22 protein-coding genes and 2 pseudogenes are annotated in these 26,421 nt (G+C 55.8%); 9 read left to right on the top strand and 15 right to left on the bottom strand.

Going from position 1 to position 26,421, the window contains the following annotated elements:
* Positions 1-92: 92 nt before the first annotated feature.
* A complete protein-coding gene (locus ACQY5B_RS05085) occupies positions 93-791 on the top strand; it encodes a GTPase domain-containing protein (protein ID WP_420326102.1) in 699 nt (232 codons plus the stop codon).
* 57 nt (positions 792-848) lie between these two features.
* Complete coding sequence (locus tag ACQY5B_RS05080) at positions 849-1,274, top strand: hypothetical protein (protein WP_420326103.1); 426 nt, start codon at positions 849-851, stop codon at positions 1,272-1,274.
* A gap of 483 nt (positions 1,275-1,757) precedes the next feature.
* On the opposite strand, the gene ACQY5B_RS05075 is transcribed toward ACQY5B_RS05080, so the two are convergent.
* From ACQY5B_RS05075 to ACQY5B_RS05055, 5 genes are all read right to left on the bottom strand, one after another.
* Complete coding sequence (locus ACQY5B_RS05075; protein WP_420326104.1) at positions 1,758-3,095, bottom strand: ATP-binding domain-containing protein; 1,338 nt, start codon at positions 3,093-3,095, stop codon at positions 1,758-1,760.
* On the bottom strand, positions 3,085-4,923 hold the full coding sequence (locus ACQY5B_RS05070) for an ATP-dependent nuclease (RefSeq protein WP_428400324.1): 1,839 nt from the start codon (positions 4,921-4,923) through the stop codon (positions 3,085-3,087). Before ACQY5B_RS05070 ends, ACQY5B_RS05075 begins: the two co-directional genes overlap by 11 nt.
* A gap of 113 nt (positions 4,924-5,036) precedes the next feature.
* Positions 5,037-6,140 carry a DUF4365 domain-containing protein gene (locus ACQY5B_RS05065; protein ID WP_424976717.1) on the bottom strand — a complete coding sequence of 368 codons (1,104 nt, stop codon included), beginning with the start codon at positions 6,138-6,140 and terminating at the stop codon, positions 5,037-5,039.
* Between the two features lie 213 nt (positions 6,141-6,353).
* Positions 6,354-6,554 (bottom strand): hypothetical protein, encoded by a 201-nt coding sequence (locus tag ACQY5B_RS05060; RefSeq protein ID WP_234184855.1) that lies wholly within the window; start codon positions 6,552-6,554, stop codon positions 6,354-6,356.
* A 129-nt stretch (positions 6,555-6,683) separates the two neighbouring features.
* Complete coding sequence (locus ACQY5B_RS05055) at positions 6,684-7,844, bottom strand: hypothetical protein (RefSeq protein WP_424976716.1); 1,161 nt, start codon at positions 7,842-7,844, stop codon at positions 6,684-6,686.
* Between the two features lie 481 nt (positions 7,845-8,325).
* Here ACQY5B_RS05055 and ACQY5B_RS05050 point away from each other — a divergent pair, with 481 nt between their 5' ends.
* Complete coding sequence (locus tag ACQY5B_RS05050) at positions 8,326-8,556, top strand: hypothetical protein (RefSeq protein WP_420326108.1); 231 nt, start codon at positions 8,326-8,328, stop codon at positions 8,554-8,556.
* 137 nt (positions 8,557-8,693) lie between these two features.
* On the opposite strand, the gene ACQY5B_RS05045 is transcribed toward ACQY5B_RS05050, so the two are convergent.
* From ACQY5B_RS05045 to ACQY5B_RS05020, 6 genes are all read right to left on the bottom strand, one after another.
* A complete protein-coding gene (locus ACQY5B_RS05045; RefSeq protein ID WP_420326109.1) occupies positions 8,694-8,966 on the bottom strand; it encodes a hypothetical protein in 273 nt (90 codons plus the stop codon).
* Between the two features lie 8 nt (positions 8,967-8,974).
* Positions 8,975-9,946 (bottom strand): AAA family ATPase, encoded by a 972-nt coding sequence (locus ACQY5B_RS05040; protein ID WP_420326110.1) that lies wholly within the window; start codon positions 9,944-9,946, stop codon positions 8,975-8,977.
* A complete protein-coding gene (locus tag ACQY5B_RS05035) occupies positions 9,943-10,725 on the bottom strand; it encodes a DNA-primase RepB domain-containing protein (protein WP_420326111.1) in 783 nt (260 codons plus the stop codon). The genes ACQY5B_RS05040 and ACQY5B_RS05035 overlap by 4 nt, the downstream gene beginning before the upstream one ends.
* A 273-nt stretch (positions 10,726-10,998) precedes the next feature.
* A complete protein-coding gene (locus ACQY5B_RS05030; protein WP_420326112.1) occupies positions 10,999-11,223 on the bottom strand; it encodes a helix-turn-helix transcriptional regulator in 225 nt (74 codons plus the stop codon).
* A gap of 106 nt (positions 11,224-11,329) precedes the next feature.
* The gene (locus tag ACQY5B_RS05025; RefSeq protein WP_420326113.1) at positions 11,330-11,929 is read right to left on the bottom strand and encodes a hypothetical protein; all 600 of its coding nucleotides are present in this window, start codon (positions 11,927-11,929) and stop codon (positions 11,330-11,332) included.
* Positions 11,892-13,088 carry a tyrosine-type recombinase/integrase gene (locus ACQY5B_RS05020; protein WP_420326115.1) on the bottom strand — a complete coding sequence of 399 codons (1,197 nt, stop codon included), beginning with the start codon at positions 13,086-13,088 and terminating at the stop codon, positions 11,892-11,894. Before ACQY5B_RS05020 ends, ACQY5B_RS05025 begins: the two co-directional genes overlap by 38 nt.
* A 260-nt stretch (positions 13,089-13,348) precedes the next feature.
* Between ACQY5B_RS05020 and ACQY5B_RS05015 the strand changes: the two genes are divergently transcribed.
* Complete coding sequence (locus ACQY5B_RS05015) at positions 13,349-14,236, top strand: hypothetical protein (protein WP_420326116.1); 888 nt, start codon at positions 13,349-13,351, stop codon at positions 14,234-14,236.
* A 41-nt stretch (positions 14,237-14,277) separates the two neighbouring features.
* On the opposite strand, the gene ACQY5B_RS05010 is transcribed toward ACQY5B_RS05015, so the two are convergent.
* Positions 14,278-15,705, bottom strand: coding sequence for a DNA cytosine methyltransferase (locus tag ACQY5B_RS05010; RefSeq protein ID WP_420326117.1), 1,428 nt, complete (start codon positions 15,703-15,705; stop codon positions 14,278-14,280).
* A gap of 141 nt (positions 15,706-15,846) precedes the next feature.
* On the opposite strand from ACQY5B_RS05010, the gene ACQY5B_RS05005 reads away from it, so the two are divergent.
* The 4 genes and pseudogenes from ACQY5B_RS05005 (at position 15,847) to ACQY5B_RS04990 (ending at position 19,464) form a co-directional block, all read left to right on the top strand.
* A complete protein-coding gene (locus ACQY5B_RS05005) occupies positions 15,847-16,530 on the top strand; it encodes an iron-sulfur binding domain-containing protein (protein ID WP_420326118.1) in 684 nt (227 codons plus the stop codon).
* A gap of 926 nt (positions 16,531-17,456) precedes the next feature.
* On the top strand, positions 17,457-17,579 hold the full coding sequence (locus ACQY5B_RS05000; RefSeq protein ID WP_305972074.1) for a hypothetical protein: 123 nt from the start codon (positions 17,457-17,459) through the stop codon (positions 17,577-17,579).
* Between the two features lie 76 nt (positions 17,580-17,655).
* Positions 17,656-18,581 (top strand): annotated as a pseudogene (locus tag ACQY5B_RS04995) (IS3 family transposase); the annotation flags it as partial.
* A 125-nt stretch (positions 18,582-18,706) separates the two neighbouring features.
* Positions 18,707-19,464, top strand: a protein-coding gene (locus tag ACQY5B_RS04990) for an IS5 family transposase (protein ID WP_420328558.1) whose coding sequence is annotated in 2 segments (ribosomal slippage) — positions 18,707-19,028 and positions 19,028-19,464 — 759 coding nt in all. Because the reading frame shifts where the segments join, the coding sequence is not laid out codon by codon here.
* A gap of 31 nt (positions 19,465-19,495) precedes the next feature.
* Here ACQY5B_RS04990 and ACQY5B_RS04985 read toward each other — a convergent pair.
* Positions 19,496-19,714, bottom strand: a complete 219-nt coding sequence (locus ACQY5B_RS04985; RefSeq protein WP_420326119.1) for a hypothetical protein — start codon at positions 19,712-19,714, stop codon at positions 19,496-19,498.
* A 377-nt stretch (positions 19,715-20,091) separates the two neighbouring features.
* Positions 20,092-24,366, bottom strand: coding sequence for a calcium-binding protein (locus tag ACQY5B_RS04980; RefSeq protein WP_420326120.1), 4,275 nt, complete (start codon positions 24,364-24,366; stop codon positions 20,092-20,094).
* 852 nt (positions 24,367-25,218) lie between these two features.
* Here ACQY5B_RS04980 and ACQY5B_RS04975 point away from each other — a divergent pair.
* Positions 25,219-25,811, top strand: a pseudogene (locus ACQY5B_RS04975) (IS5 family transposase); the annotation flags it as partial.
* On the opposite strand, the gene ACQY5B_RS04970 reads toward ACQY5B_RS04975, so the two are convergent.
* Positions 25,733-26,401 (bottom strand): hypothetical protein, encoded by a 669-nt coding sequence (locus ACQY5B_RS04970; RefSeq protein WP_420328732.1) that lies wholly within the window; start codon positions 26,399-26,401, stop codon positions 25,733-25,735. The pseudogene ACQY5B_RS04975 and the gene ACQY5B_RS04970 overlap by 79 nt on opposite strands.
* Positions 26,402-26,421: the final 20 nt, after the last annotated feature.

The raw sequence follows: 26,421 nt of genomic DNA, 5'->3' as shown, positions 1-26,421 counted from the left end.
TTGAAATTGACGTGCTGTAACGGCCCTCATAAGGTGCTGAAAACAGGCGGTTTGAGGGACAATCCGACGCGATGTCAGATGGGGGAAGTACTATGGATGGAGGTGCGGGTGCAGTTGGGATCAAGTTTGGTATTGAAGTATTAAAACGTACGCTCCCATCAGGACTGGCTTGGGTGAAGACCTATGTCAAAGGTGTAAACCTACTTATTCTAGGCCCTTCGAACTCTGGTAAGACCACATTCTCAGACTATTTGATCTACGGGATATTCAATCCTGAATCCCAGCATATCACAACTGTTGAAGAAACTCCTTCGCCGACTTTCGAAATAAAACTCGGGAAAGGAGAGGCCCTGAAACTCAATGTGAGAAAGTCACTCGACGAGCCGGGCCAAGTGGGGCCAATGGAACACGCTAATTTAGTAAAGCTTCGTAAGCCGCACGCCATTTTGTTGGTGTTGGATGTAAGTCAGCCAATTGAAGAAAACAAGAAGTGGCTATTGGAGTTTTGTGAGCACTTTGAGCGAGTGCTTCAAGAAACAGGCCCGCTAAAAAAGAAGATCAAGTCTATCATAGTTGTGTTAAATAAAAGAGATAAGGTTGCGAACTCAGCGCATTATTCATCAAGAAGTAAAGCAGTCCGGAAGATCTTAACAAGTTCTCTCGGGGGGGTGCTAGGTGCACATAGGGCGAAAGCGATACCCGTCTTGCCGTGCGTTTCCGTTTTGTCTGATGGTCACGGAACTGCACAAATCGATGCGGTCATCTCAACTTTCGCTAAGCAGGTCCGATAAGCCATGATGAGATCTCAAGCAAACATTGTGCCAGAACTCCTCCTCGCTCAATATAACATGAGCAAATCGGAAGAGATTGTGACAAAGAGTGTTTTCAGAGTCATCTGGTTCGGATTTTGTGTGTATTCAACTTCAGTAAACACCAATATTATAGCTGTCCAAACTGCTCTCGACGTGCCCATTGGGTTTGCATTGGTTGAGCAATTTGGCCTTCTTATCGCGGCGATGGCACTTTTAATGATCTCCAGAATGGCAAATACTGGCATCAACCGTCAGGCCAACAGAATTCGAGAAATGATCGTAAGTCTTGATGACGAGCATAAAGACTACTACGTCGAAGAGTTGTACAAACTAGATCGAAAGGATGCCCCTCGATCAACTTTTCAACGCTATGTCTTCATGCGTGAAGAATTTATTTGGTTCGCAGCGTTGATAACCATCTTGTATGTCCGTGTGGCAATTTCTCTCTTTGTTCCCGCCTAGCGTTTGGGGTTTTGTGAAGCCATTGTACTGGCACTCCCCAACGGGTGATGCCCAATTGCTGGGTGCACATTGGGTGCTGAGAGCGCCGGGCTAGGATAGAACCGTCTGAGACAGTTTAGGTGGCTTTGCGGAGCTTAGGCCATTCATGTAGTGTAGTTTTTGCCACGGGCTGAGCCACCTTGAGACGGACTGAATAGAGACCGAGGAAAATTGAAAATCCTCGTGTCGGTGGTTCGATTCCGCCCCCGGGCACCATTATTACGAAATAATATCAATGCATTATGTGAATGGCGCTCGCTCTTTAGCTGCTCGTTCTGCCGTGTGGGTATCATTTGGGTATCATTTAGAAGCTATATGCCCAGAGGCCGCTTGAGACGCGATTTGTAGTTGGGACGTGTATGCCGCGAAACCCACACCGCAAGTAAGACACACCGCATCAAGGTTCCGCTGTTAGAGCTCCGCAGATCGAGCAACACGGATTTGCTACGGGGCGAAAGGGGCTGAGTTCAATCTCCCCGTACCCAGAACAATAACGGTGCAGTGGCTCTTGGCACGTGTCATTGCATTATAGAGTAAGCGCCGTTTGTGCTCATCACTTCCGGTTGCTGACTGTGGCCACAGGACGATCACCCTGTCGAATTCTCTGTTTTTTGCTCCATGTATAGACATAGCCTTGATCTTCGCACTCTTCTTGAAGCCAAGGCGTGTGTTGGTTCTGACTGCATCGGAGACAAAGGAAACCAGTTGATCTTTTTCGAATTCGCTTTGTCCTGTCACCCTGTGAAGCCTGCGAACACGTTGGTCCACTGTTCTGACGATTGGTTGCGCTGAGTGTTCTGCCAACAATGCACAAGTCTCGTCGAATGAAGCCAAGGCTGGAAATCCGATTGCCTCAGCCAGTTCGTACTCAATTGCGCTGTCGCTACCTTCCCACGTAATCGAGAAGGGGCCAAAGGTCCCGCCTTTAGGCCAATTCCATTTTTTTGTTCTCGCGGTCTCGATCGCTTTCAGGATAATGGCGCTCTTAGAGTCTGGCGTGAGAATTGCAACGTCGTCACAGCCTTGTGTCAGTTGAAATGCTAAACTCCATGCGAGCAACCCTGGGTTTTTGGCCGTGGCCGGAACTTCCACAAGCTCGATACCTTCGCCAACCCAATGAACCCTGCCAGTCTTACCAATACCTTCCTCCTTCAGCACGTCCAGAATGCTTTCACCGCTCCTCACGGCCAAAGCAGCGGCAAGCAAACCACTCTTGTTCGTTCGGTGACTTTGAGTAAGGGAATGAGTGGTTCCGGCGCCTAGCAACTGGTCGATGAAGCCCGCTGTTTCTTGGCCGTCGCTCAAACACTGGAAACTGTCTGCGGCAACTACGGTCGTGCAGCATTGCTTCAAGCCAAGAACTATTCCCTGCCGATGGACATCGAGGTCTTGAGCCTCATCGACTAGCAACACGGGGTAAGATCGAGCCACCCAACGTCGAACTTCTGCATCTTTCAAGAGTTCACCGGCCATGAGACAAGGCCCCTGAAATTGGCCCAACTCCTCTGCCTGCTGCCGCATTTCTTCGGTCAACTTGGCGCTTCTTCGTCGGACCAGTGTCTGCGCAAAAGAATCAAAGGTGAGACAGTCAAATTTTTGTCTAAATGATGCTTCAGCGTTCAGGCTTGAAGTCAGCCGCCGTCGCGCACCATTCATAAAGGTAAGTGCAAGCATACGTTGACCCTCACCCAACGCATCATTCTCAATCAATTGCCGGGCATGAGCCACCATGCTGAAGGTCTTGCCCGACCCAGCGGGCCCTTCGAAGAAGTCAAACGTCATCGGGAGGCTCGAACCGGAAGGTCGGCATAGCAGCACCGTCTTCGGTCTCCCGGACGAAAAGTGGAGAACTCTGGACTGATGGGTCAAGCAGAGTGTCACAAAGTGAATTGAGCAGCTGGGCCGCCCGCTTGCGGCATGCGGCTTCACCCATCAGAATTGCAGATGTGATTTCTTGTGTGGGGGCGTACGACTTCCTACTTTCCAAGAAAGCAGAAAGCTCCTCCGCGTCACCGATTGCCGTGTCATTGGCCTCAGCTAACTGGGGCAAAACTTGTGCAAGGTTTGCATCCGCGATCCAAGTGACCACGTGTTCAATTTTCCAGTCTGTTGGCCATATGATTGCCGCGCTAGGCGATGGATCAGCCTCATTCAATTCCGTTAGGTAGTCCCTTCCTGCTTGATCTCCGTCAACAAGGATTGCGCAATGCTGATGCACACGTCTGACCACTTCATGCGTCTCAGCGATCTTTGCGTCGTCTGTCGGCACGACCCCAACAAACGTCGAGAACTTCGATTGTTCGTCTTCAGGCGAATCCCAACTTTGCCTAAGTTCCAAGGCAGTTTGGAGCGCCTCTAGCCAAGCGACATCGCTTATACCCTCTGGTATCAGGACACGCTGATGCATCAGCGCGGCAATTAGCTTTTGTCGCCAAGCGAAAAAGAGGTGTTGCTTGTGATTGGTCGGACCAGCGGGCGCTGTCTTTGACAATGGAGAGACAGACATTTGTCCATCGTCGTTATTGACAAAATAGGTTGCTTCGACAGGGAACATCGCCGCAACCAGCGGTGAGTGTGTAGTGACAATAGTCTGATCACAGAGAGCGTTTAGCCGGTTGACGAGCCGCTTTTGTTGAGAAGGTTGAGGCAGCTCAGGTTCCTCTACCGCGAGGACGAATGACTTATTCGCATCTGCTCTGGCCTTTCCGAACTGCATCAGCAACAAAAGACTTTGCAAGGAAGTCAAACCAGTTCCATGCCGCGCGGAAGGAAGAGTTGGACCATCTCCGTGTGCAAAATGGGGTACGACACTTTCGAGGACAGAGTTGCTGTCTGTACCTGTAATGCGAAGCCGAAGCCTTGGTGATGATGGCATGAGCTTGCCAAGTTCAATATTGGCTTGCTCCACGATTGCTGTTAGCCCATCTTGTTCTTCCAGTCGCTGGCCTACTTCCGGTTCCCAAAGACGTTCCCTTGCATCGCGTATCGCAGTCGCAGGGAGGCCACCCAATGTCGCTACAAGACGACGAAAAAGCTCTGATGTGAAGGAAATCCATTTGTCCCACGTTCTAGACGCAGGGACCATGAAGAAGCCAAGCTCTTGGAGCGTCTTTGACGAAATCTGAGTGTAGCTTGTTTCATCATGGAATGGATCACCCAGGGTTGCTTCATCATCCACGAAGAACCTTATGGTTTCGGCCTCAAGCTCTTGGAGATCATATCGAGCCGCAAACGCAATTTGAACACTAAGATCTGTGTGTTCTCCGTCTGCCGACGCGGCGAGGTCGCCTGTGGCTGGGTTGAGCCACTTCTCAACACCTCCGCGCCCCATGGCAAACCAAGAGGGACTATGCTGTGGTTCATTCTCTGGGAAGCCTGAGATGGTTGCGATGATTAGGATGCGAGATGTTTCGATTGGTCTGCTTTGGTAAAAGTCATGTTCGGTCAAGCGCCGAACCAATCGGTCTCTTCCCAGCAGCAGGGCGAGAGCCTCAACAATCGTTGTCTTGCCGTTATTGTTTGGACCGACAAGGACAGAGTGTTTCCCAAGCGTAATGTCCGCGTTCTGAATGCCGCGCAGGCCTGAAACCTTGAGGCGGTGAATATGCATGTTTTCATCTCTGTTTTGGTCGGTGAAAAGTCACAGTATCGTAAGTTTTTTGTCAGCTTGATGAGTCCTGTGTAACCTATTCTTTTTATTGGTTTTCGGTCATCCGTTGCTATCTACACGTCGCGCGCATGCCACGGAGCAACGCTAACCATGTGAGGCTCTGAGTCCACCGACAAAACTTCAGCCTTGACAAGCACTGCCAGCGTTTCGGCCCAGCGCACTCCGATCTCATTCAGTTCCAGTGCCAGCCGATGCTCAACTATTTCTCCGCCGCCCCCATCGCCATATGAAAACTCTCCGTCACCCAATTCCAGCAGGCACTCACCTTCGAGTTCATCGTCGTCAATTTCCATGCCCGTCTCTGTCTCAATCGCAATAAAGCTTTGATGCCAGATCTGAAATTCATTTCCGTCGAAGTCTTCTATCGTTTCCGGGTAGCGGACCATTTCTGCCCTAGTTTCAGGTGTAAATTTCACGTAGGGGAACGCCAATGCCAGTTCACCCATTGAATATTGCCAGTGAATACGAAACAACTCCCAGTCTCCGTCCTGCTCGCGAGCTTCGAAATACGCTTCGGTCCTCATCTTGGACATCCATTTAACCACGGTCAGGCGTGCTTGAATGCCCTGCTGCTGACACCTGCTCAACCATTGCACAACAGATGAGTCACGCAAGAATCGAGCAATCTCCTTGTCGTTCTCATTTCTTAGGGACTGCCTAAGGATTGGAACAAGATTCCCGTGCAAAACGGCACGAAAAAACTCGTTGTCGAGTTCATTTTTCTTGGCAACTTTCACTCTGACGGTTTTTTGTCCCAGAGTTAGGATGTCAGCGCCAAAATGGGCGCCTACCCACTTCTGCAAGTCAATAGCCAAGAAACGATCAACGCTTTCGATATACAGAGCAAGATATGTCGGTTGCACATTTAGATACCAGAACCTCAAGTGCGCGACTTCCAAGTCCAGAGCCACTTCCTCAACAGCGTCATATTCTTCGCGGCTCAAAGTGCCATCCATGATCCCTTTCATTTGGAACCAGATCAGCGCGGGGGTCACTATTTTTCCATCTCGGTTGGAGTCTGGTTGTGTGAGGTGAAGCCCAATGTCGCGTCCAGCGCGGTCGCGTTCATACTCTACAAAAACACCATAGTTGGCGGCTAAGGCTCTGAACTTGCCCATGTATCTGTTTTCAAAGTCATCGCGACCACCGATCTTCAAATGCTTTGCCCCTTAGTAGATTTCGATTTGTTGCAGGCAACCGTAGCCCGTTTGCCATGTCTCGACACACTCTTTGCACTACATTCCCCCGGCTTCGACCATTCTCTTGTAGGGGAGCCCCATCAGTTCTTCGCACTCGCCAAAGATGCGGTACTTGCGCTCAAAATAAAGGGCCGCACTAGGCGGCCCAGCTATTGATAAGCATAGAGTTGGTTAGGTCGCCAATGCCTTTCTCGCTTCTTTCTCGGCGGCAGACCCCTTCACCCATTGCCAAGGAGTGCGCGGCTTCCTCGCCTTCGCCAGTTCGGGGTTCGCCTTAGCGTCGCTGGCGGCGGCGCGCAGGCGTTCGCGAGCCTCGCGCGGGTCGATCTTGAGTTCGTCGCAGATGGCCTTGAGCGTCACGATATCGGTCATGTCGATCTCCTAGTTTGCTGATGAAGATCGATAAGACGAAGGCCGCTGGCGAGTCAGGGACAATTTTTACCCTACTATGCCGTAGCTAAACTCCAGCTCAGTATTTTGTTCCGGGGGGACAAGGTCCTCTTAAACAACGTCAGTTGCGACGGGACTAAACAACTCGATCTGCCCGAGAATGTGACCGTCCGGTAGGTAACTGACACCGCTATATCCTGTGGTCATTCGCTCTGGTCGGCTGAACTCCCTAAGAACCTCCGGCCCTTGTCTTGACGTATCGACTAGGCGTCGGAAAACTTTCTCTTCTATGCCAAAAAAAGTCCCAGAAGCCTGATCAAGCCGGAAGGGATGCTTTGGCTGCATAATGACCTTACCGTTCTCGAAATCAAAAGGCAGAATTCCGCTGTGATCCGAGGGGAAATAGCCACCAACGAAGCGAAGCCCTTTCATTGTTGGTAGCAAGCACTCCCAAATGGTGATTGAGAAACCAAGTTCACCACTCACCAGAGTGCCCGTTCGGAGAGCCGCTGAAAGCACCGGTTGACGCAGCTTTGCAAGACTAGGCGCATAGTGCAATGATCGAACAGCGGTAGAAAAAGCGCCACTTTCGTCAAAGAATTGGCGTTCACCCGGTGTCTGAGGGTCCTCGGCTGATAGTTTAGTAAATATCTTGTCACTGTGGGTGTGAACCGCCCATCGCATGGCAACAATATACCCTTTTACGCTCATGGGTGCGCCTGATGGGTCAAGTACGCGAACGCGATCAAATTGTTTTCGCCATTTTGCGAATTTCACAGTATTGAAACCCACAGAGCTGATAGTGCCCTTTGCCTCTGCTAGAGATACCTCGCCAGATGAACCAACACAGAAATAGTCGGGCGCGTCCCCATCCTCGGTCGTATCCTTTTCAACTGAAACACCGTGTGCCACGGTCAACGCGCCATGATCTCGAACATCTTCGATGCGGGCCACATGACTGATGTCCAGATGCCTATCGAGAAACCAGCGGCAGAAAGCTTCACCCAGTTCGTTGGAGTTGTTCTGCTTCTTTGTCTTGTTTGCGCCGAGACCATTGTGTTGAAAGCGAAACGGCGTAGTGGGCTCCAATAGCCGTACATGCTCGAAATGCGCTGGGTCAGGATCGGGTGGTGCAATATCGAAGCTCTGCAGATAGTAGTGATGGTAGAGGTCTGCTAGATCCACCATTATTTCAGGCACTGCGCTGCCGGGCTTTGCAGGGTCCTCAAGAGATGGCGGTACTGCTGGGAATTTATTGAGTGCTAGTTTCACCGATTTCTGCATGTTTGCCTTTCTGCTTCGTTCTGAAAAATCAATGCGATCTAAGCATCCAGATTGAAATTAGCTGGCAATCTACGCTGGCACTATGGGTATTTAATTCTCAGTTGCCTCCGCCGTTTGGTCTTTGGCATGAGGTCGGCGTGGACATGGAGGCAGCATCTACAGTTTGTCTTTGAATGATTGCACGGTGATCTGCAACTAACCCGGAGCATCGAGAGCGAAACGCGCGCGCGGCGGCGTTGTATTGAGCCAGCAGCGCCGGAGCGTGCCTCGGGCATGGTGATCCCGTCGCAATCACCGCTGGCGCGCTGTGCGCTGCGCTCATAGCGATAATCCCGACATCTGCACGGACGTAGTCCATCGGCATGACTACCCGTGTGGTCTCCCTCGACGGAGCGGGATTTACCCTGACGGGCGATGGTCTCCGATCTTATTGCGCTGGCATCGAAACCAGCCAGCGAGGAGATCGGCAATGACGATACGCGCGACATGGGCCTTCAACGGCCAGACGAAAACCATCTTGGGCAACTGGCATCGTCTGTGGTGTCTTCTGTTCGGCCCATTCTACTACCTGTTCAAGGGCATGTTCCTGTGGGCGATCTTGTCGCTGATCACAGCCAACGGCCTGTGGATCGGCCTCCCCTTGTTCAACCGCGCCATCGTGCTGCGCCACTACCATCGCAAAGGTTGGGTGCAGGGATGATCGCCAACACCTCCGCCCAAGCAGTTTGCCACCCGAGTGGAACCCGGCGCGTTACGCCGAAACCCAGCGCGAACGCGGACCGCATGAAAAGGTTCGGCAATTTGGGTCCGGCTCACCTCCGACAGACTGATAGATAGTCAACGGGTCGGTCCGGGGCGTTCCGCGCGGTGCCCTTGCGGCAATGTCACAGGACGACCACAGGGGGGATGGGGGGGAGGCGTTTTTTTTAACGGCGCGCACCCTGCGGGCAGACGAGGGGTCATATCGACTGCCGAGATTTTCGGCCCTGAGCCGCTGCCGCTCCCTAAATGAAGATGCTCAAGCTTCTCATCTTTCTCACCGATTTCGTGACAACCTTGGATTTCGATGTTGCTCACAATATTTCTGAGAATGTTGATCAGCTTGAGCATCTTCGGCGCTAAGACTCGGCGAGTTTCCAAATCCACGTCTTGCCCTTTTTCTCGGATTTCACGCCTGCCTCGCGCTTTGCCCGGTTCAGGGTCGGGCGTGAGATTTCGGCGTCAGCGGCCCGTATGAAAAGCTCCGCCGAGGGCATCGGCCCCTTTGCCAGCACCTCCCGGAGGAACTCGACTGCCCGCGCTTCCTCGCTCTGGTCATCCTGCCCCTGTCGCTCAAGATCATCGGCGGAATAGTGGGTGGTGCCGCGCCATTCGATCACCGGCAGGCCCACGGGCTGTGCCACGATCTCGTAGACATAGCTCTGGGGCTTTGCGCCGATGTTGTTCTTGACCTGCGCGAGAATACGCAGGTTCTCGTTCTCAGGGTGCCTGGCAACCGCCAGCGCAGTGCGCGCCACGCCGATCACGTCGATTGACCCAACGCCCCGGTATATGGCTTTCCCCTTGCCGCCCTTGGTCCAGTGCCGGATGACGATGACCGCCGTGCCGTACTCCTTGAACAGCTTGTCGAGTTGGTGCAGCCCCGCTCTGATCGATGTAGGCTTTCCGAGGTCCACCTTGTCCGACAGGAAGGAATAGAGCGTGTCGATCACCACGAGGTCCGGGGTGTGGTCTTCCAGTTCCTGCCGCAGACGCCTTTGTCCCTTGTCGTCAAACACGATGAAATCGTCTAGGACGCGGACTCTTTTTAGGTCCGCTCCCATTTGCTCCATGCGTGGCCTGATCGTGTCGGCGGCGTCGTCCTCTGAACTGATGTAGAGCACATTGCCCTTCGAAACCCGCGAACCATCCGGCAGTTTTCCACCCCGCGTCACAAGTGCGGCAATGTGCATACACAGATACGATTTGCCGAGTTCAGGGTCGCCTTCAAGGATCGTGGTTTTCTCGTAAGGGATCAGAGGCTTCCAGAGCCAGTCAATCTCTTTGGCTTCGATCTCGGCGAGCGTGCGAAACGTGTCGTCGGTCTTCATTTCGTGGCCCCCACTCTTGCAATGATGCGTGAAATCTCGGTTTCCAACGCATCCGGGTCCGCGCCGTATTTGTCGCGGAAGTACGGGCTGGTCCAGATCACGCTCGCGATCTCGTCCAGCGTGGCACCTGCTTCGTGTAAGCCCGCGACCATCGCAAAAATCCTGCTGGATCGGTCTGGTGCCAGCACGCGGTTGTGCCGGATCAGATGGCGTGTAGAGGTGTCCAGCTTGGAGCGGTATTTCTTTAGGACTGTGAGGCGATCATGCGCGTTGGGGTTCATGTCCAACGGGTCCAAATCCCCCAACACAACGCCATCTTTGCCGGTAAGCAGTCTAGGGCGGGTGGTGATCGGTTGCGGGTCGAAATGCACAAGCGGGATGAACGGCGTGTCGTACTGGGGCTTGTGATTGAAGGACCCCGGCAGCCGCAATAGCTTGTTGGGGGCGTTCCCGCCTTTGTCGCCACCGTGCCGGTACGCGAGCGCCCTCGAAAACGCCTGCGCCTCAGTGGGCGTGTGAGGGCGATCCCAAAGCCATAGCGCCTGAGTGTTGCCCGGTGACGTCTGCCAAACAATCGACGGCTTCGGGTCGAACGCGAAGGGGTCAGCCTTGCCCACGTCGCACCAGCCCAAACGAGTCATCAGGACGCCGCCGACTTTCCGGCTCGGACGGGCGTAGACGTTCGGGCTGAAGTATTGGTCGTATCGATGGCGGTCGTAGCGTTTGAGCAGCCGGTCGATGTTGATTGCGCCGCGAAGCGGAACGAACTTGTCGATCATCGTCGAGGTGCCTCTGCGTCGAAAGCACAAGTTCCCAAACATATTGCACCCGGCCATAGCGGGCCGGTACCAAAGATCGCCTAGGAAATCGTATTGCCCTTGCAGCACATCACGCTCGGATGCGCTTTCGGACATCAGTGCGGGGAATTCAGTTTTGAACCTGTATTTCTCACGTTTTAGGTATGACATCGCAGTTTCTTTCATGTGGGCATGCCACGAGGTGCACGCGACAAAGCGTGGCAAGTCCGTGGATGCTGTTATGGGGTGTGCCGGTCAGTATTCGGCGTAGTGCGTGCGTGCGCGCTCGGCGTCGCGCTCAGCGAGCCAGTCCTCGATCTCGGACATGAACCAAGCAACGCTGGTCCCGGCCATGCGTATCCGCCTCGGAAAACGCCCTCGCGCTTCCCAACGCAACAGCGTGGTCCGGCTCACGTGGATGCCAAGGCGCTTCAGGTCGTCGCGCGTGGCCAAGGTCTTGCGACCGTCTTCGATTTTCATATTGGTTTCCTTCAACGTTGGGTGAAGGAATGCGCATTCCGTCTTCTCAGCCGATGGTCAGAAGGTAGCGGATGCGGAGTCAGCAAAAAATTGGAAGGAAATCAGTTCATTTACCGATTGGATTTTTGCGCCGTCCTGCTTTGGCCAAGTCGTCACGCCCCGTAATCTCGATTGCGCGCTTGCGGGCTTCTTTGAATGCGTGGTCGGACAAGCGCGGGAACCGATTTTTGGCATCACGCTTCAATGCTTCAAACGGAGCAATTGTTCTCTGAGGGTCCGAGAAAATTTCAACCAGCCAATCAAGGCACTGGTTCTTCGCCAACTGCGTTGGGGACGCTGGCTGAATTTCCTTGCCGCGAACCCATCGCCGCAACTGATCGATGTGAATCTTGCACCGGACAGGTTCGTTCATGCCGTGGTGAAAAACGAGGTCATCACGCAGGATAAACCGAAAAAACTCTTGGTCTGTATCCTGTGGTCGCAGGTCGCCGCTGTGTTTGAAATCGAGAGTGTGCCAGTGCGCGCTTACATCCCCGGACCGAAGCGCATTTCGAAGGATAGCAAGCACCTCTCGATTCTCGGGGCTTTGGGGGTCTTCGCTGCAATCTTCACACCACGCATCTTTGAAGATTTCACGCCCAACGACTTCGAACGCCCCTCTAGGGCCTTCAAATGGATTTGCGTTGGCGAGGTGCGATTTCGTCATTTTGCGTTCGAACCAATTCCATAACGTGCTGCGACCACATGGCGAGGGCTTCGCGCTTCTCGTCGGCGTATGAATAGACATTGTAGATAGCGGCCACGCCCGAGACCACACCCGTCTTGTGGTTGAGCAGTGCTTCCGTGACGGGCTGTGGAACGCTCAGCATCGCCATGTTGGTGGACATCGTGCGGCGGAGGTCGTGGATGATCCACGGCTCCGTGCCTTCGGGCAATGCCTTATCGAGCCGATCTTTCAGGCGACCGAACCCCGAAATGGGAGTTTTCCCGGTGGTTGTGAACACGTAGTCGGAATTGAAGAATCTCGGCGTCTTGCGAAGCACCTCAAGCATCGCGTCCGTGATCGGCACCGTATGTTGCTTGCCGTTCTTTGCCCGCGACGAAGGCAGCGTCCAAAGGCGTTTTTCGAGGTCAAGCTCTGACCAGCGCATTTCAGCGACCTCGGCACGTCTCTGGCCGCTAAGCATCAACAGTTTCATGCAGTCCCCAAATGGATAGCCCTCGTCGCCACAGACCGCCCACAGCGCGGCCAGTTCATTATCGGTTAGGACACGCTCGCGCGGTTTTTCCTTGGCCCGTGGTTTCATCCCAGAAATGGGGGAGGCATCAATGATCCCGCTTTCGACACACCAACTCATGAGATGCTTGAGGTGGGCCAGCGCACGGTTCGCGCTGACTGGGGCAGACTTGTTGATCACGTCGCAGGCTTTCACGACATCGGCGCGCTTGATCTCGTCGATCCGTTTGCCATGCAGGGTGGTAAATTTCGCCAGCAGGGCTTCCTTGCGCTTCCAATCGCGGTTGTGAACCTTGGCGTGCTTCTCGATGTAGTCGGGGATCACGTCGCCCAGCGTCGACTTGGTCTCGACCTCGACGCCCGTGCGATCCTCGAACCGGCCCGTCTCGATTTCGTAGAGAACCTGCCGCACCCGTTCCCGAGCCTCGGCCAGCGACACGATTGGGTAGCGGCCAATAGGTAGACGCCGCATCCTTCCGTTAATGCGCTTATGCAGGCTGAACGTCTTGGTCCCGGACGCGCTGATGCGTAGGACAAGACCCGGCATCAACTCGTCCCGGAAATCGAGACGTTTCGACGAGATGGGCTTCTGCCCTTCGATGAATTTGGCGGTGAGTTTGCGTTTCATAAGCCCATGATAAGATGGGCGGACAAGCCGCGTCAGGGACAATCCTGAACGGATCGTGACGGTCCAGAGCGTTCTGCAAACACGGCATCGCGGCGCCTCTATTCTCCCTAGGGTGTATAGAAAATACCCTAGGACATCTAGACAGCGCCCTAGGACGTTTCCATATCGGAGCTCATGGGCCCCACGGGCCATCCACCGACGCAACAAACGAGGTCGATATGAGCCAAGATCATGACACAAAGCGTGCAGCCACTTCCCACGTGGAAAAGCTGCGTGAAGAACAGATCACCCAAATGATTAACGGAACGGGTACCGTTGCCGGGATGATGCAAGTCTGGCTACCGAACATTCAAAGCAGGTTCGATAAAGGCGGCAGGAATGCCAATGCCCTGCTGCAGCTGGGCGAATCCCTCTCCGAGATTTTCGCGGAAACAACCACCGCGGGAAGGTCACAATCGACGCTCTCCGCTGGTGGAAATGCGTGGGAAACACTGGTGTGCTACTACCTCAACCTGTGCCTGATCGGATCGAATTCGATTGTAATCAAGAAGCGTTCTCTTGTTCCCACGGTCATTCAGAAGGCTTTGACGGTTTCCTATGGCAATACCGATGCCAATACTGAAAGCGATTTGGTCTGCATCAACTTTCCAGAGGATCCGACACTGTATACCGAGTTGAGGTCCCGGGAGAAACTGGTCGAGCGATTGAATTCGGTTGCGGACTCACACTGGAGGGATCTGTCGATCCTGGTGGTCCAAACCAAGACAAATTGGAACGACAATGCACAAATTCCCATGCTTTGGGACATGGTGTACCAAGGCGCCCCCCACTTTGGTAACGTTCAAGTGGGCACTGGAACAAAATACTTTGGAAGCGGGGTCGACTACGCCCAAATCCGGTATGCCTTTGTTACTGTCCCCACGAACAAGTCAGGCTACAAGCCAACGAGCATGCCTGTTGAACGTGTTCGGAACCTGAGTGGCGGGAATTACTGGGGCAAGGCTACCGAGAAGGGGATTGCGAAGTCCCTTGACCGCATTTTCGTCGGAGCAAGGCTTGGCTCCGGTGAAGGGGCACTTGTCAGCGACACCCTCTCACGTCACCTGTCTCAACTTGGCACGACTTTTTCGTACTTCGGCCTCAAGTAAGACGTTCTGGCTTCGAAAGCACGGCGTAGTCGATTGAACGGTTACGTCGCGCTTTCGATAATCTTCCTGAAATGCTTACCGACTGCCTCTGCCAGTCCGACGGGTACCGCGTTGCCGATCTGCGTGTACTTGGGAACCTCGCGGTCGAACAAGCCTTCAAGGGGGTTGCCTGCGCGGCGTAGGCCCCCGGTTGTGCGCTTCCCGGCAAACTGGTACCAGTCCGGGAAGAGCTGGAGGCGCGCCCACTCGCGCACCGTCAGCGCGCGTGGCTGGCAGAAATGCACGTAGTCATCTGCGAGCGAAGTCGCAGTGATGTTCGGCTGTGTGTTTCCCCATCGGGCACGCAACACGCGCTGCGAGAATTTCTTGGTCTGGAACTGCTCCGGGATTTCCCCTTCGTTATCCAGCATGTGCTGGAACTTCGCGACGATGTTCGGCTTGTGCTTGCTGTACTCCTGTTCCGTCAGGGGAACGGTCTTGGAGTGGAACCACGAGGGTGCTGTCCTGAGTTTGCGCTGTAGATCGTTTTGCGGTGCCCTCGGATAGGCCTTAGTGACGAACGGGCCTTTCGGGAAATCACCGCTCGCGAGAATACCGGGGATGCTTTCGTCGATCAGGTCACTGAGCAAGTCAATTAAGTCGGGGAAGCCTCCCGTGGGCCGTGGCAGGAAGCCACATTTCACCGCGTCCTCGGGGTGGGCGGACGGGTCAAGGAAATCGCACGCTTCCAGAACGTCGTGCCGGACACCTACCAACAGCACGCGGGGCCGGTTCTGTGGTACCCCGTAGTCCTTGGCTTTCACGAGCGAGTACCGGACCGTGTAACCCGGTATCGACCGAAATTCGGCGAGAACGTCCGGGAAGATCTTGTCGTTGCCGCCGCGCGTCCACTTGGCGTTCAGCAATCCTTGCACGTTCTCGAAAAGGAAGATGCGCGGACGCAGACGACGGATGACATGCGCCATGCGCACGAACAGGTGGTTCGACGGCAGGTCGGCCTTGTCCACGTCATACGAGCGACGGATGCCGATACCCGAGTAACCTTGGCAGGGCGGACCACCGGCCAGCACGTCGAGGTTCGACCCGGCTCCAGCGCGTTCGGTCGCGCCCTTGTCGAACGACAGGCCAAGCTCGGGCAGGTTCTTGAGGTCGGCAACCAACTGGTCGAGACGTGGGCCACGTAGCTCGTTCGCATCGTTGCACCGAAGATCCTCGTTGGCAGAGAAGTGCATACCCCCGAGGACGTGGTGCCGATTCTTGAGGTACGTCGCCATCGCGTCAGGGTTCAGTTCGTTCACGAACACCGGCAAGAAGTCCGCGTTCTCGAACCCCATCGATAGGCCGCCACAGCCCGCGAACAGGTCCACCATGTGCATCGGGCGACGGTTCGCCCCCGTTGTGAGGGCCGTGTCCTCCGTTGCGAGGTCATGGGGTGTGGTGGTTGTTTCGAGCATGTCCCAGAAGGTCAATTGTTGTGGTTTCAGGTGAAGCATATCTTGTTTGGGCGGCGGTGTGAACGACTAAACCTGCCCAATTGTCATGTTACATGACTAAGATAGCCTTAATGCGAAAGGCAACAGCGGAAAAGAACAAAAAAAGAACTTGCAGCGATGCCCGAACATGAAAGCTCCCAAGCCCTGACGCCATCCGAGAAACGCAAATTGACGCGCCTGCGAGGTGCCTTGCTGTTGTGGTGGGGCGAGCACGGTGAAGCATTCCCGTGGCGTCGATCCGGGGCCAGCGTCTACGAGCGCATCTGCGTAGAGGTGCTGTTGCAACGCACCCGGCGCGAAACCGTGTCGGCTATCTACGCTGACTTCTTCGAACGTTTTCCCGACTGGCACGCCCTTGCATCGTGTCCTCAGGAAGAGCTTGGCCAATACCTCCAGCCCCTTGGCCTGTGGCGTCGAAGGGCGGCCTCACTCGGCGCGCTTGCCCGGTATGCCGACAAACATCGCGGCGCTTTCCCAAGGACCGAGAAGGAACTGGCAAAGGTGCCAGCCGTGGGCCAATACGTCGGCAATGCCATACTGCTTTTCCAGCACGGCAAGCCGCGTCCGCTGGTCGATGTCAACATGGCCCGTGTGGTCGAGCGCGTCCTGAGACCACGCCGCCTCGCGGACATACGGCATGACCCGTGGTTGCAATCGGCCGCGGCTTGGTTGGTTCAGTCGTCGCCGGTGGAGACCAACTGGGCCGTTCTGGATTTCGCTGCCAAAGTTTGTCGCGCGCGCAATCCTAGATGCGACGAATGCCCATTGGCGCGTCAGTGTTCCTTCGCCAAGGCCCGGTAAGAAGATCAACGGCGGTCATGATGCCCCCTTGGGTATCACTGGGGTAGCAGGAGAGGTGAGCTTGAATGCTTCGGCATGAGAGGGGGTGAGACGATCTGCCAAGCGCAAAGGTCAAGGTTTTCAAACGGCTACGTTGCAGGTTGAGCGAACCTGAGACAGCGCGCGTGGATCAACAGACCAATTGAAAATCCTCGTGTCGGTGGTTCGATTCCGCCCCCGGGCACCATGTTTACTCAGCAAAAACAATTGTGTAGCACGTTTCGCTGCATGGTGACGGGACTCCTTGCTGAGGCTAGGTGCCATATGGGGGTCAATTGACTTCGCACCCAACTACCGCCGAAGTTACCTCGGCGAAGCGGCAAGGATGCCTTCTATTTCGCTTTGGTTTCCAATCCCAAGTGTCGGAAGGACGGCCATCAGAATATTGACTACCCTACTTTCGTTTGAGGCCTCATCGTCTTTCATCGCATCCAAGATACTAACCTCGTGAAGCGCAAGGCGGCTCAGCAGGAAACGTTGCCGTTCCCAGATGAATGCCCACCTTTTCTTGAGCCAAGGCTCCACTGCTTCAGCTACCAAGCCGTAGTTCCCAGTCTGTAGAGCAATTTGGAGAGACTTGAACGCTACCTCGAACACTTGTCGCGGGGAGCCACTTGAGCTACCCCCCGAAATTCGGACACTGACATAAGCTACGATTTGCAGTCTGCTGATCTTCGACGAGAAGGAGATCATAGATGTCGAAACGGAAGCAGCACGCGCCTGAGTTCAAGGCTAAGGTCGCGCTGGAAGCCCTGAAAGGCGAGGGTTGGAGGGACCGTCGCGCCAGTGGCGCGGCGTAAGCCCGAACAACGCGGCCGAGCTGGCCAGCCGGTTCGGGGTGCATCTAGGACCGGCAGGTGTTTGCATGCAAACACAGAGAGGCGACGATGATCCATCAATGGAAGCGGGCCCTGCTCGAAGGCGCGTCCGGCGTGTTCGAGCGCGGAGGCCGCAAGAGGCCCGAGATTGACGAGGAGCAGGTGAAGGAGCTGCACGCCAAGATCGGGTGAATTGGCGGGTGAACGCCACCGGTCCGAGAGAACCCGACAATGCGGTGGCCAACTCTTTTTTGGAACGAAAGCTGAAGCCTTGGGGCGGGAAGTGAGGCGCGGCATGATCGAGCCGGACCACCCGGATCTGTCGATCGGTCAGCAGTGCAAGCTACTGTCGATCGCCCGCTCATCCCATTACTACGAGCCGAAGGGTGAGACCGAGCAGAACCTCGGCCTGATGCGGCAGATCGACGAGCGTCCTTCGGACCTGGAGCCCCCGTTCTTCGGCGTTCGGCAGCCTCTCGGGACATTCCTGCGGAATGCCCTGCCGGCCAGTGGATGACCTGGCATCTGCGTAACGACGGACACCTTGTGAACGAGAAGCGAATACGGCGGCTGATGCGCCTTATGGGTTTGATGCCGATTTACCAGAAGCCCAACACGAGCAGGCCAACGAAGGGGCACAAGACCTATCCCTACCTGCTGAGAAGCCTGCGAGTAGAACGCCCAAACCAGGCCTGGTGCTCGGACATCACCTATCTGCCCATGCGGCGAGGGTTCCTCTACCTCGTGGCGATCATGGACTGGCACACCCGCAAGGTTCTGTCCTGGCGGATATCGAACACCCTGGAGGCCGACTTCTGCGTCGAAGCGCTGAACGAGGCCATCCACAAGTTCGGCCCGCCTGAGATAATGAATACGGATCAGGGATCCCAGTTCACTTCTTTCGCTTGGACGGACCGGGTCCGCCGCTCGGGCGTGCGGATCTCGATGGATGGGAAAGGCCGTTTCCTCGACAATATCTTCATTGAGAGGTTGTGGCGCACCCTGAAATACGAGTGCGTCTACCTTCATGCCTGGGAGACGGGATCGGAGACGAAGGCGGCGATCCGGAAATGGATGACCTTCTACAATCACCAGCGCCCTCACTCAGCCCTCGGCGGCAAGCCACCGGCGCTGGTCTATTGCCAGAGAAATGATATCAACCAACCCGATCAGCAGGTGCAACGAGTAGCTTAAATTACGCCAGTTCCTGTCCAAAAGATGGGGAGTAGCTCACTTTTCCAATTGCTGAGGTCGTAGGGTCAGGACCCATTGATTTCAGAGGGGTGTCGTGATTCACGGTTCGAAAAAGAGCGGTGAACATGTCTGATCTATTCTGGCTGACCGATGCCCAGGTGGCGCGTCTCGAGCCTTTCTTTCCGAAGTCCCACGGCAAACCCCGCGTCGATGATCGGCGTGTGCTGAGTGGGATTATCTTTATCAACCGCAATGGGTTACGATGGCGCGATGCGCCTGCAGCCTATGGTCCACACAAGACGCTCTACAACCGCTGGAAGCGATGGAGTGATAAAGGCGTTTTTGCCCGAATGATGGCTGGTTTGGCTGCTGAACACGGTGAGACGAAGACAGTCATGATCGACGCGACATACCTCAAGGCCCACCGGACAGCGACCAGCATGGGCGTCAAAAAGGGGGGCGTGGGCGCCTGATTGGTCGCACCAAGGGCGGCATGAACACCAAGCTGCATGCCATCTGCGACAGCCAAGGACGCCCGCTTGATCTGTTCGTGACCGCCGGACAGGTGAGCGACTACATCGGGGCGCGCGCCTTGCTCAGCAGCCTGCCGAACGTCGATTGGTTGCTTGGTGACCGCGGCTATGATGCCGACTGGTTCCGAGAAGCGTTGCAAGACAAAGGGATACGCGCATGTATCCCCGGTCGAAAGCAGCGCAAGAAACCTGTAAAGTACGACAAGCGTCGCTACAAACGGCGCAACCGGATCGAGATCATGTTCGGCAGGCTGAAGGACTGGCGGCGTGTTGCGACCCGGTACGACAGATGCCCGAAGGTCTTCCTATCAGCCATCGCTCTCGCCGCAGCCGTCATCTACTGGCTTTGAAACTCAATGAGTCCAGACCCTAGCATCGAAATCAACCAGCGAGGAAATCGGCAATGACGGTACGCGCGAAGTGGAGTTTCAACGGAGAGACCAAGGTCCCCCCAGGGTCCAGACTGGACAGGTGGAACTGAGGCGGCAGGAGGCCCTCAGCCATCAGCTCCAGTGACCGGGCAAGGTCGTATAGCCCCTCGACCATTTCCTCCGTCAGTGTCAGGCCATAGCTGTCCAGCTCGGCCAGAACAGCGGCCATTGTCGTATCAGAGAGGGAGAAGCTGCTGGGGGGGTACAAAGTTGATAAAGAGATCTTTTACCAAAGAAGTACCCCCCGGCGAGGACGTCAGGGCAGCAAGTGACGTCCCATGAGCGGAATGCGCTGGAGGGAGCATGTGGTGGTCCTTGTGATGGCGATGATCAGGAGGGGGCAAGCCCGGTCGGGGTGGAGCAAACCCTCAAAGTCAGGAACGCGGTCCAGCCCCGAAGTTTTGGGTTACGCGATGGTGGCACCCAATTCCTCTCGTCACCGTCGATCAGGTGGCAGGCATCAGCGAGACGCAAGCGGGGACAGCCATGGTGACCGCCAAGGCCGCCCCGCAGGTCACCACTTCCGCCAAACACCGGCCAGAGACGTCAGAGCACGAAATCTGAAGCCGCCAGGCCCGTCACGTTCGCCAGCCTGATCTCTGCATCCGCCCCGAGGTCCGCGTCCACGTTGATCTGCACGATGGTCGAACCAGACGGCGTTTCGAACAGCCGCACCTGGTCGGCTCCGGTGAAGGGCCCTGTCCCAACGAAGGTCAGAGTGCCGACAGAGAGCGAGGACAGGTCGATGACATCCAGGCCTTTTTCGAAGTCGAGGATCTGGTCCCGCGCAGCGCCCAGCCCCGGATCCGTGATGGAGAAGAAGAGGAATGTATCCGTCTCTGTTCCGCCGATCAGCAGGTCCATCCCTGTGCCCCCCGACAGGGTGTCGTTCCCCTCGCCGCCGCGCAGTTGGTCGTTGCCCGGCCCGCCATCCAGCACGTCCACCCCGCCGAGACCGTAAAGCGAATCGTTCCCATCGTTCCCGCGCAGGACGTTGTCCAGCAAACTCCCGACGATCAAGTCGTCGCCCGCCCCGCCCTCGGCGTTCTCGAAATTTCGGATCGTATCGCCCGTCGCAACCGGGTCGCCCACCACCGTGTTGTTCCACAGCCGTAGGGTCAGATCACCGGTCGCGGCGGAATAGTCGATCGTATCGCTACCGCCAGGTGAGCCATCCAGCAACTCTGCCACTGGCCCACCGATAACACGGTCATCCCCGCTGCCTCCTATCAGGCTATCTGCCCCGATGCCGCCATCAAGCGTGTCGTTGCCTGTTCCGCCGCGCAATTCGTCCACCCCGGGCCCACCAATCAGGCTGTCGTTGCCGGGGCCGCCGTCCAGCAGGTCATCATTGTCTCCGCCTTGCAAGACGTCGGCCCCACCCAAGCCGAAGATCGTGTCGTTCCCTGCGTTACCGGTCAGAATGTTGTCGAGGTGGTTCCCGGCAATCAGATCGCCGCCCAAACCGGTTTCAACGTTCTCGAAGTTCAGGATAACGTCTCCCGCCGCAACCGGGTCACCGGAGGCCGTGTTGTTCCACAGCCGGACCTGGACGGCCCCAACCGCCAAGCCGTAATCCAACGTGTCGCTGCCACCCGGCGAGCCGTCCAGCCGCTCGGGACCCAGATTGCCAATTAGGCGATCATCTCCCAGGCCGCCGATCAGCGTGTCCTGCCCGCTGCCGCCGCCCATCGTGTCATTGCCACCTCGACCATGCAGCACATTGGCGCCTGCATTTCCGGTCAGGATGTTCGCGTAACCGGAGCCGAAGCCATTGATATCGCCTGCGGGAAGCAAGGTCAGGTCTTCGACGTTTGGCGCACGCGTGAAAAGGTCAAAGTTTATTGAGGACTGCACCTCATCCTGACCTTCACCCGGGGCCTCGAATACCTCGTCCCCGGCATCGTTAACCTCGTAGAGGTCGTCCCCGGGACCGCCGGTCATGCTGTCGGCGCCCGCCCCGCCAAGGATCGAGTCATCCCCGGAGCCTCCGGTTGCAATCACGGAAACGGAGTCAAGGGATACAGCGCCCACCTCGGACAAGTTGGACGTGGCCTGGTCGATCTCGTATATCTTGGCTCCGTCAAAGCTCAGCTCATCGGCGGTCTGAATAAAAGACGACTCGCCCGTTCCGCCGTCAAAAGACACAACCTGGTAGTTTTCGGTAGAATCATTGAAACCAATTATCCGGAATACCTGACCGGGAGCGATATCAAATGTGGTGAGCGCGCCTTCTGGCCGCACGAGTCCGCTGGGCACCCACACATCGGAACCGCCAATTATGAAAGGGCCGGTGGAGGGAATGAATTGCATCTGCCAATCCCCGTCCGGCAAGCCACGAAGGCGAATTTTTAACTCGGAAGAAAACGACTCGTCCCATTGACCAGGCTGAAGCCCGAGATCGAGCAATTTTTGCGCATCTTCGTGAAGGACATATTTTCTGATGTGATAGGCGCCATTTTGGGTCTTACCCCCGTCACCTGCCAATGGATCATTTGAAATGACAGGTCTTGCAGCGCCAAAGGAGTAATCCATGACGTCCGGTGAACCAGGTGAACGATCGGGGTCTAACGGTGGTTCACGGTGCACAAGCCCCATCGCGTGCCCGGCTTCATGGACGATCGACTCGGCGATCCAACCCAAGGTTATTTCGGCGCCGGTGAAACTATCTGGCAGGCCAAGGTCGGCACTATCCATGAAAACAAAAACTTCATCCCCATTACCCATATTGTTTTTCAGATCAACACCGGAGAATGCTCTTCCATACAGCCTGCCATCATCGCCGGGATCTCCGTTTGGCACGGCGACGTCCAAATCATTCGGATCAAGATCAATATCATAAACCAGCTTTTCAGACGTGAACATTATCGTGTGATACAGAGCGCCCTCAGAGGGCGCATAACGCGTCACAAAAATTGAAATTCCAGACTTGTCATATATGTCTTGAACATTCCGAACAATCTCGTTTTTTTGTGCCGGCGTAAAATTTGCAGGGTCCATAGACCCGGGCCGGACATTTATAAATTCCCTGCTTTCCGGAAGAAATGGAAGTTGATCAACATAAAATTCGATCGGGATCGGTGTCTCGAAGTCCAAATACAGTTGGTGCGTGAGAGGCACCACATCCGGGTCCGACGAAGGGTCGGCTTTGAAATCCGAAATTCGCCTTTCCACCAGGAACGGAGAGGGAGTGGAGGTCTGGCCGAACACGGCGTATTCGACCTCACTCACGGTGTCGGTTTGAGCCTCGTATATAGACCCCGGCTTCGTCGATATCTTCCAGGTTCCATTCCCCTTGTACTCGATGTTGTACGCGGACCGCGGACCGGCGTAGAAAACCACGTCAATATCCGTTCCCCCTGGCGCCTCTTCGGTCCAGTCCTCTCCGCCAATGATCGTGTTGGTTCCACCCCGCCCGGAGAAAAAGTCGCTCCCCTCTCCGCCGATCAGGATATCGTTGCCCGGAACCGCAGAGAATGACACACCATCCCCGAGGAGGATGTCATCCCCATCGAAACCAACCAGGATGTCGTGGCCACTACCACCGTCGAGGCGGTCATTCTCAGTCGCGCCGATCAGGGCGTCGTCGCCCACGCCACCTACCAATTCGTATGACCCTTCGGTGGCGACAAGTACGTCGTTGTTGTCCGAACCGAACAGATAACCTTTTTCTCCGCCGCCGATGATCACGTCGATCAGGTTCTGCCCGATGACCTGTTCGACGCCTGAAACGGTCGCTAAGTCCGGTGACCCGTCCTTGGTGATCGTGTTGGCTCGCACGAGATCCTTCATGTCAAGCAAGCGTATGCTGAGTGCGGTGGCTGCAAGTTCCGATATTTCCGAGACCGCCCTTATCAGGTCGGTCTTCAGGAAATCGGTACCGCTCGTGTTGTAGTAGACCGCGAATCCAGCGGCGACGTCGGCAGCAGTGCCGGACATGCCGTTGATTGAATCCCATCCCGCCCCGCCGACAATCGTGTCGTTTCCACTTGACCCTGTCCGCTCAAGGCCTTCTCCCAAATCGAAACTGTCGTCACCGCCGCGTCCGGCCATGTAGTCGGCGTCGGGTCCTCCGATTAGCCTGTTGTCACTCTCATTGCCGACCAGGAGGTCGGACCCGGCTCCGCCGAGGAGGTGCGTGGAAGGGTCCCTTTCCTGTTCGTCTTGGGATCCCTGGGAAAAGATTGCATCGTTGCCCGAACCGCCCTCGGCGTAACTGGCCGTCACGAGTATGTCGTCTGTCGAACTGCCGATCACGGCCTCGACGTTGACCACGGTGTCCGTCCCCCCCGAACCGTCACTGACCGTGTTGGCTGCAATCGCTGACTGGATCCCAAGCTGCGGCACCAGCGCCAAGCCTGCAGCCGTGATGTCCGTGTCTGTCCAACTGAAGGATGCGTCGGTGATGTTTGCAATGACGGGGTCCGGACCACCGGCGCCGCTGCGGTAGGTGTCGTAGTCGTCGCCGCCATCGATCGAATCGCTGCCCGGCCCGCCAACCAGGAAGTCATCCCCGGCCATGCCGAACATAGTGTCATTGCCGAAGCCGGAGACATTCCCGTCTCCGTCGGTTCGCCTGTTATCGCCATAGAAAACGTCGTTTCCGGTGTCGCCAATGAAGGTATCGGAATCAGAGGAAAACCATACGTCCACTTCGTTGCTGAATCCGGTAACCACGAGGGTCGAGGTACCATTGGCCGAGGTGACCACAATAGAGGTCTCAGTCCTGCTGATTGTGTCTTGTGTATTGAAATTGAAGAATGTTTCGGTGGGAATAATGACGGATGAAAACGCTTCGCCTGTGACTTCATACCTTGCCATGAATTTTTCTCCTGCTAGCTCTCCGATGCTGGCGAGAGGAAGCACGGAAGCTCAAAGTATGTCGGACCAATTTTTGGCTTCGGCACGCGCCGTGAATTAACGCAAAAGCCAAACGCCATGCGTAACGGTACGGATCGCATCCGAGAACGAATGGATACGACGAATTTCAGAAGCCGACGAGTTTCTTAAAGCTGTGAAGGCCCCACGAAGTCGTTCGCGCAGGTGGAAATCGTCGTGAAATTATTGTTACCCCTACATGAAAATATTGCGGCAAAGGACCGTGGCGTGTCAACTGAGCTTTGTTACGCAACAGCCGAGAGGATTCGTCTTTTGAAACCAGTTTGGTAGACGGTTTGAGATACGCCTCGGTCCCCGATCTCTGGTCAGTTTTCAAACTTATTAGTGCCATTCTTTATCGACGTTGGTCGGTTTCGATCTGGTTGAAGTGGACCACGGCGGGCCGCTTTCCGCCATGGGCGGCCCGTTGCCGTTGGTGGTTGTAGAACGTGATTCATCTGTCAATGCTTGTCTTGCGAGCCGAGCTACCAAGCGTGAAAGTACTCGCATAAATGGTTCAAGGGTCACCAGAGGCGCTCGATGAAGAATTTATCGAGGCATCGTCTCTTGTCGTCCATCGATATCCGGGTGCTGATCCGTTATAGCTGGTAACTCCAGCGAAGGGCGTGAACTACGAACTCTGATCGGCATTCATGATCTCGGGCGTACTGAAGCGGTGGACCGTCTCGTCCAGCGCCTCGTCGCCGAAGACGGCTTCCCGCTTGCCCCTAGTGTCAGGACCCATTGATTTCAGGTCCGTTGAGTGATTCACGGCTCTGAAAACGGAGCGGTGACATGTCTGATCTCTTCTGGTTGACCGAGGCGCAGATGGCGCGCCTTGAACCTTTCTTTCCCAAGGCCCACGGCAAGCCTCGTGTCGATGATCGGCGCGTCCTTAGCGGCATTATCTTCATCAATCGCAATGGATTACGCTGGCGGGATGCCCCCAAGGAGTATGGTCCGCACAAAACACTTTACAACCGTTGGAAGCGGTGGAGTGACAAAGGCATCTTTGCGCGGATGATGGCGGGCCTGGCGGCCGAGCATGGCGAGCAGAAGACGGTGATGATCGATGCGACCTACTTGAAAGCACATTGTACCGCGTCCAGTCTGGGCGCAAAAAAGGGGGACGTGGCCGCCTGATCGGGCGCACCAAGGGCGGGCTGAACACCAAGCTGCACGCCATCTGTGACAGTCACGGTCGCCCGATCAACTCCTTCGTCTCTGCCGGGCAAGTCAGCGACTACATCGGTGCGCGGGCGCTGTTGAGCAGCCTGCCGAATGTCAAATGGTTGCTCGGCGACCGGGGCTACGATGCTGACTGGTTCCGAGAAGCCCTGCAAGACAAAGGGATACGCGCTTGCATCCCCAGACGCAAACAACGCAAGGCCTCGTCGGCGATCTGCTTGTAGGTTAGCCAGACGGGGGAAGGGAAACGTCCGCCGTCCTGCAAAGCCACGTCGAACTGCAAATCCCGAAGCGCGCGGGCCTGTGCATCGGGGGTGACATCATGAGCGAACCGTGAACTCCGGCGCGAGGCTTCGCGCCAAGCTCCGAACCCTTGGTCCAGAAACAGGGAAGTCTCCGATCCATCTTCGAAGCGGAAACGGAAGAAGCGCGCATGGGCGCAATCGGATTTTGTTCCGAGTATTACCGAAGCGCCAGGGAGCAGCGCCGACAGGACCTCCCGACGGAGCATATCCGTTTCCCAATTGTGCCAGAGGAGGAACTCTGGTCGTTCGGGCGACCCAATCGCCTCTGTCACTATCTCCAGCCGCGTATCCGAGTCTTTCAATGGTAGCGTGCGCCATGCCTCGAAGAGGAGGCGCGCAGTGAACGGACTGCGCAGGTATCGATCATTGTAAGTAACCTGCACGAGACGGGCCAAGCCGGTGAAAACCTGAGGGCGCTGTCCCTTCGCGATGCCCCAGAGTCGCGGGCCGAACTGCCCGACCGGACCATCCAGTTCGGTGGTCACGTCCTTTTGGGCGGAGTTCC

Origin of the sequence: Antarctobacter sp. (assembly GCF_965277915.1) — a bacterium.
Lineage (GTDB): Bacteria > Pseudomonadota > Alphaproteobacteria > Rhodobacterales > Rhodobacteraceae > Antarctobacter.
The sequence above is the reverse complement of the archived record's forward strand: the minus strand, read 5'-3'. Positions and strand labels throughout refer to the sequence as shown.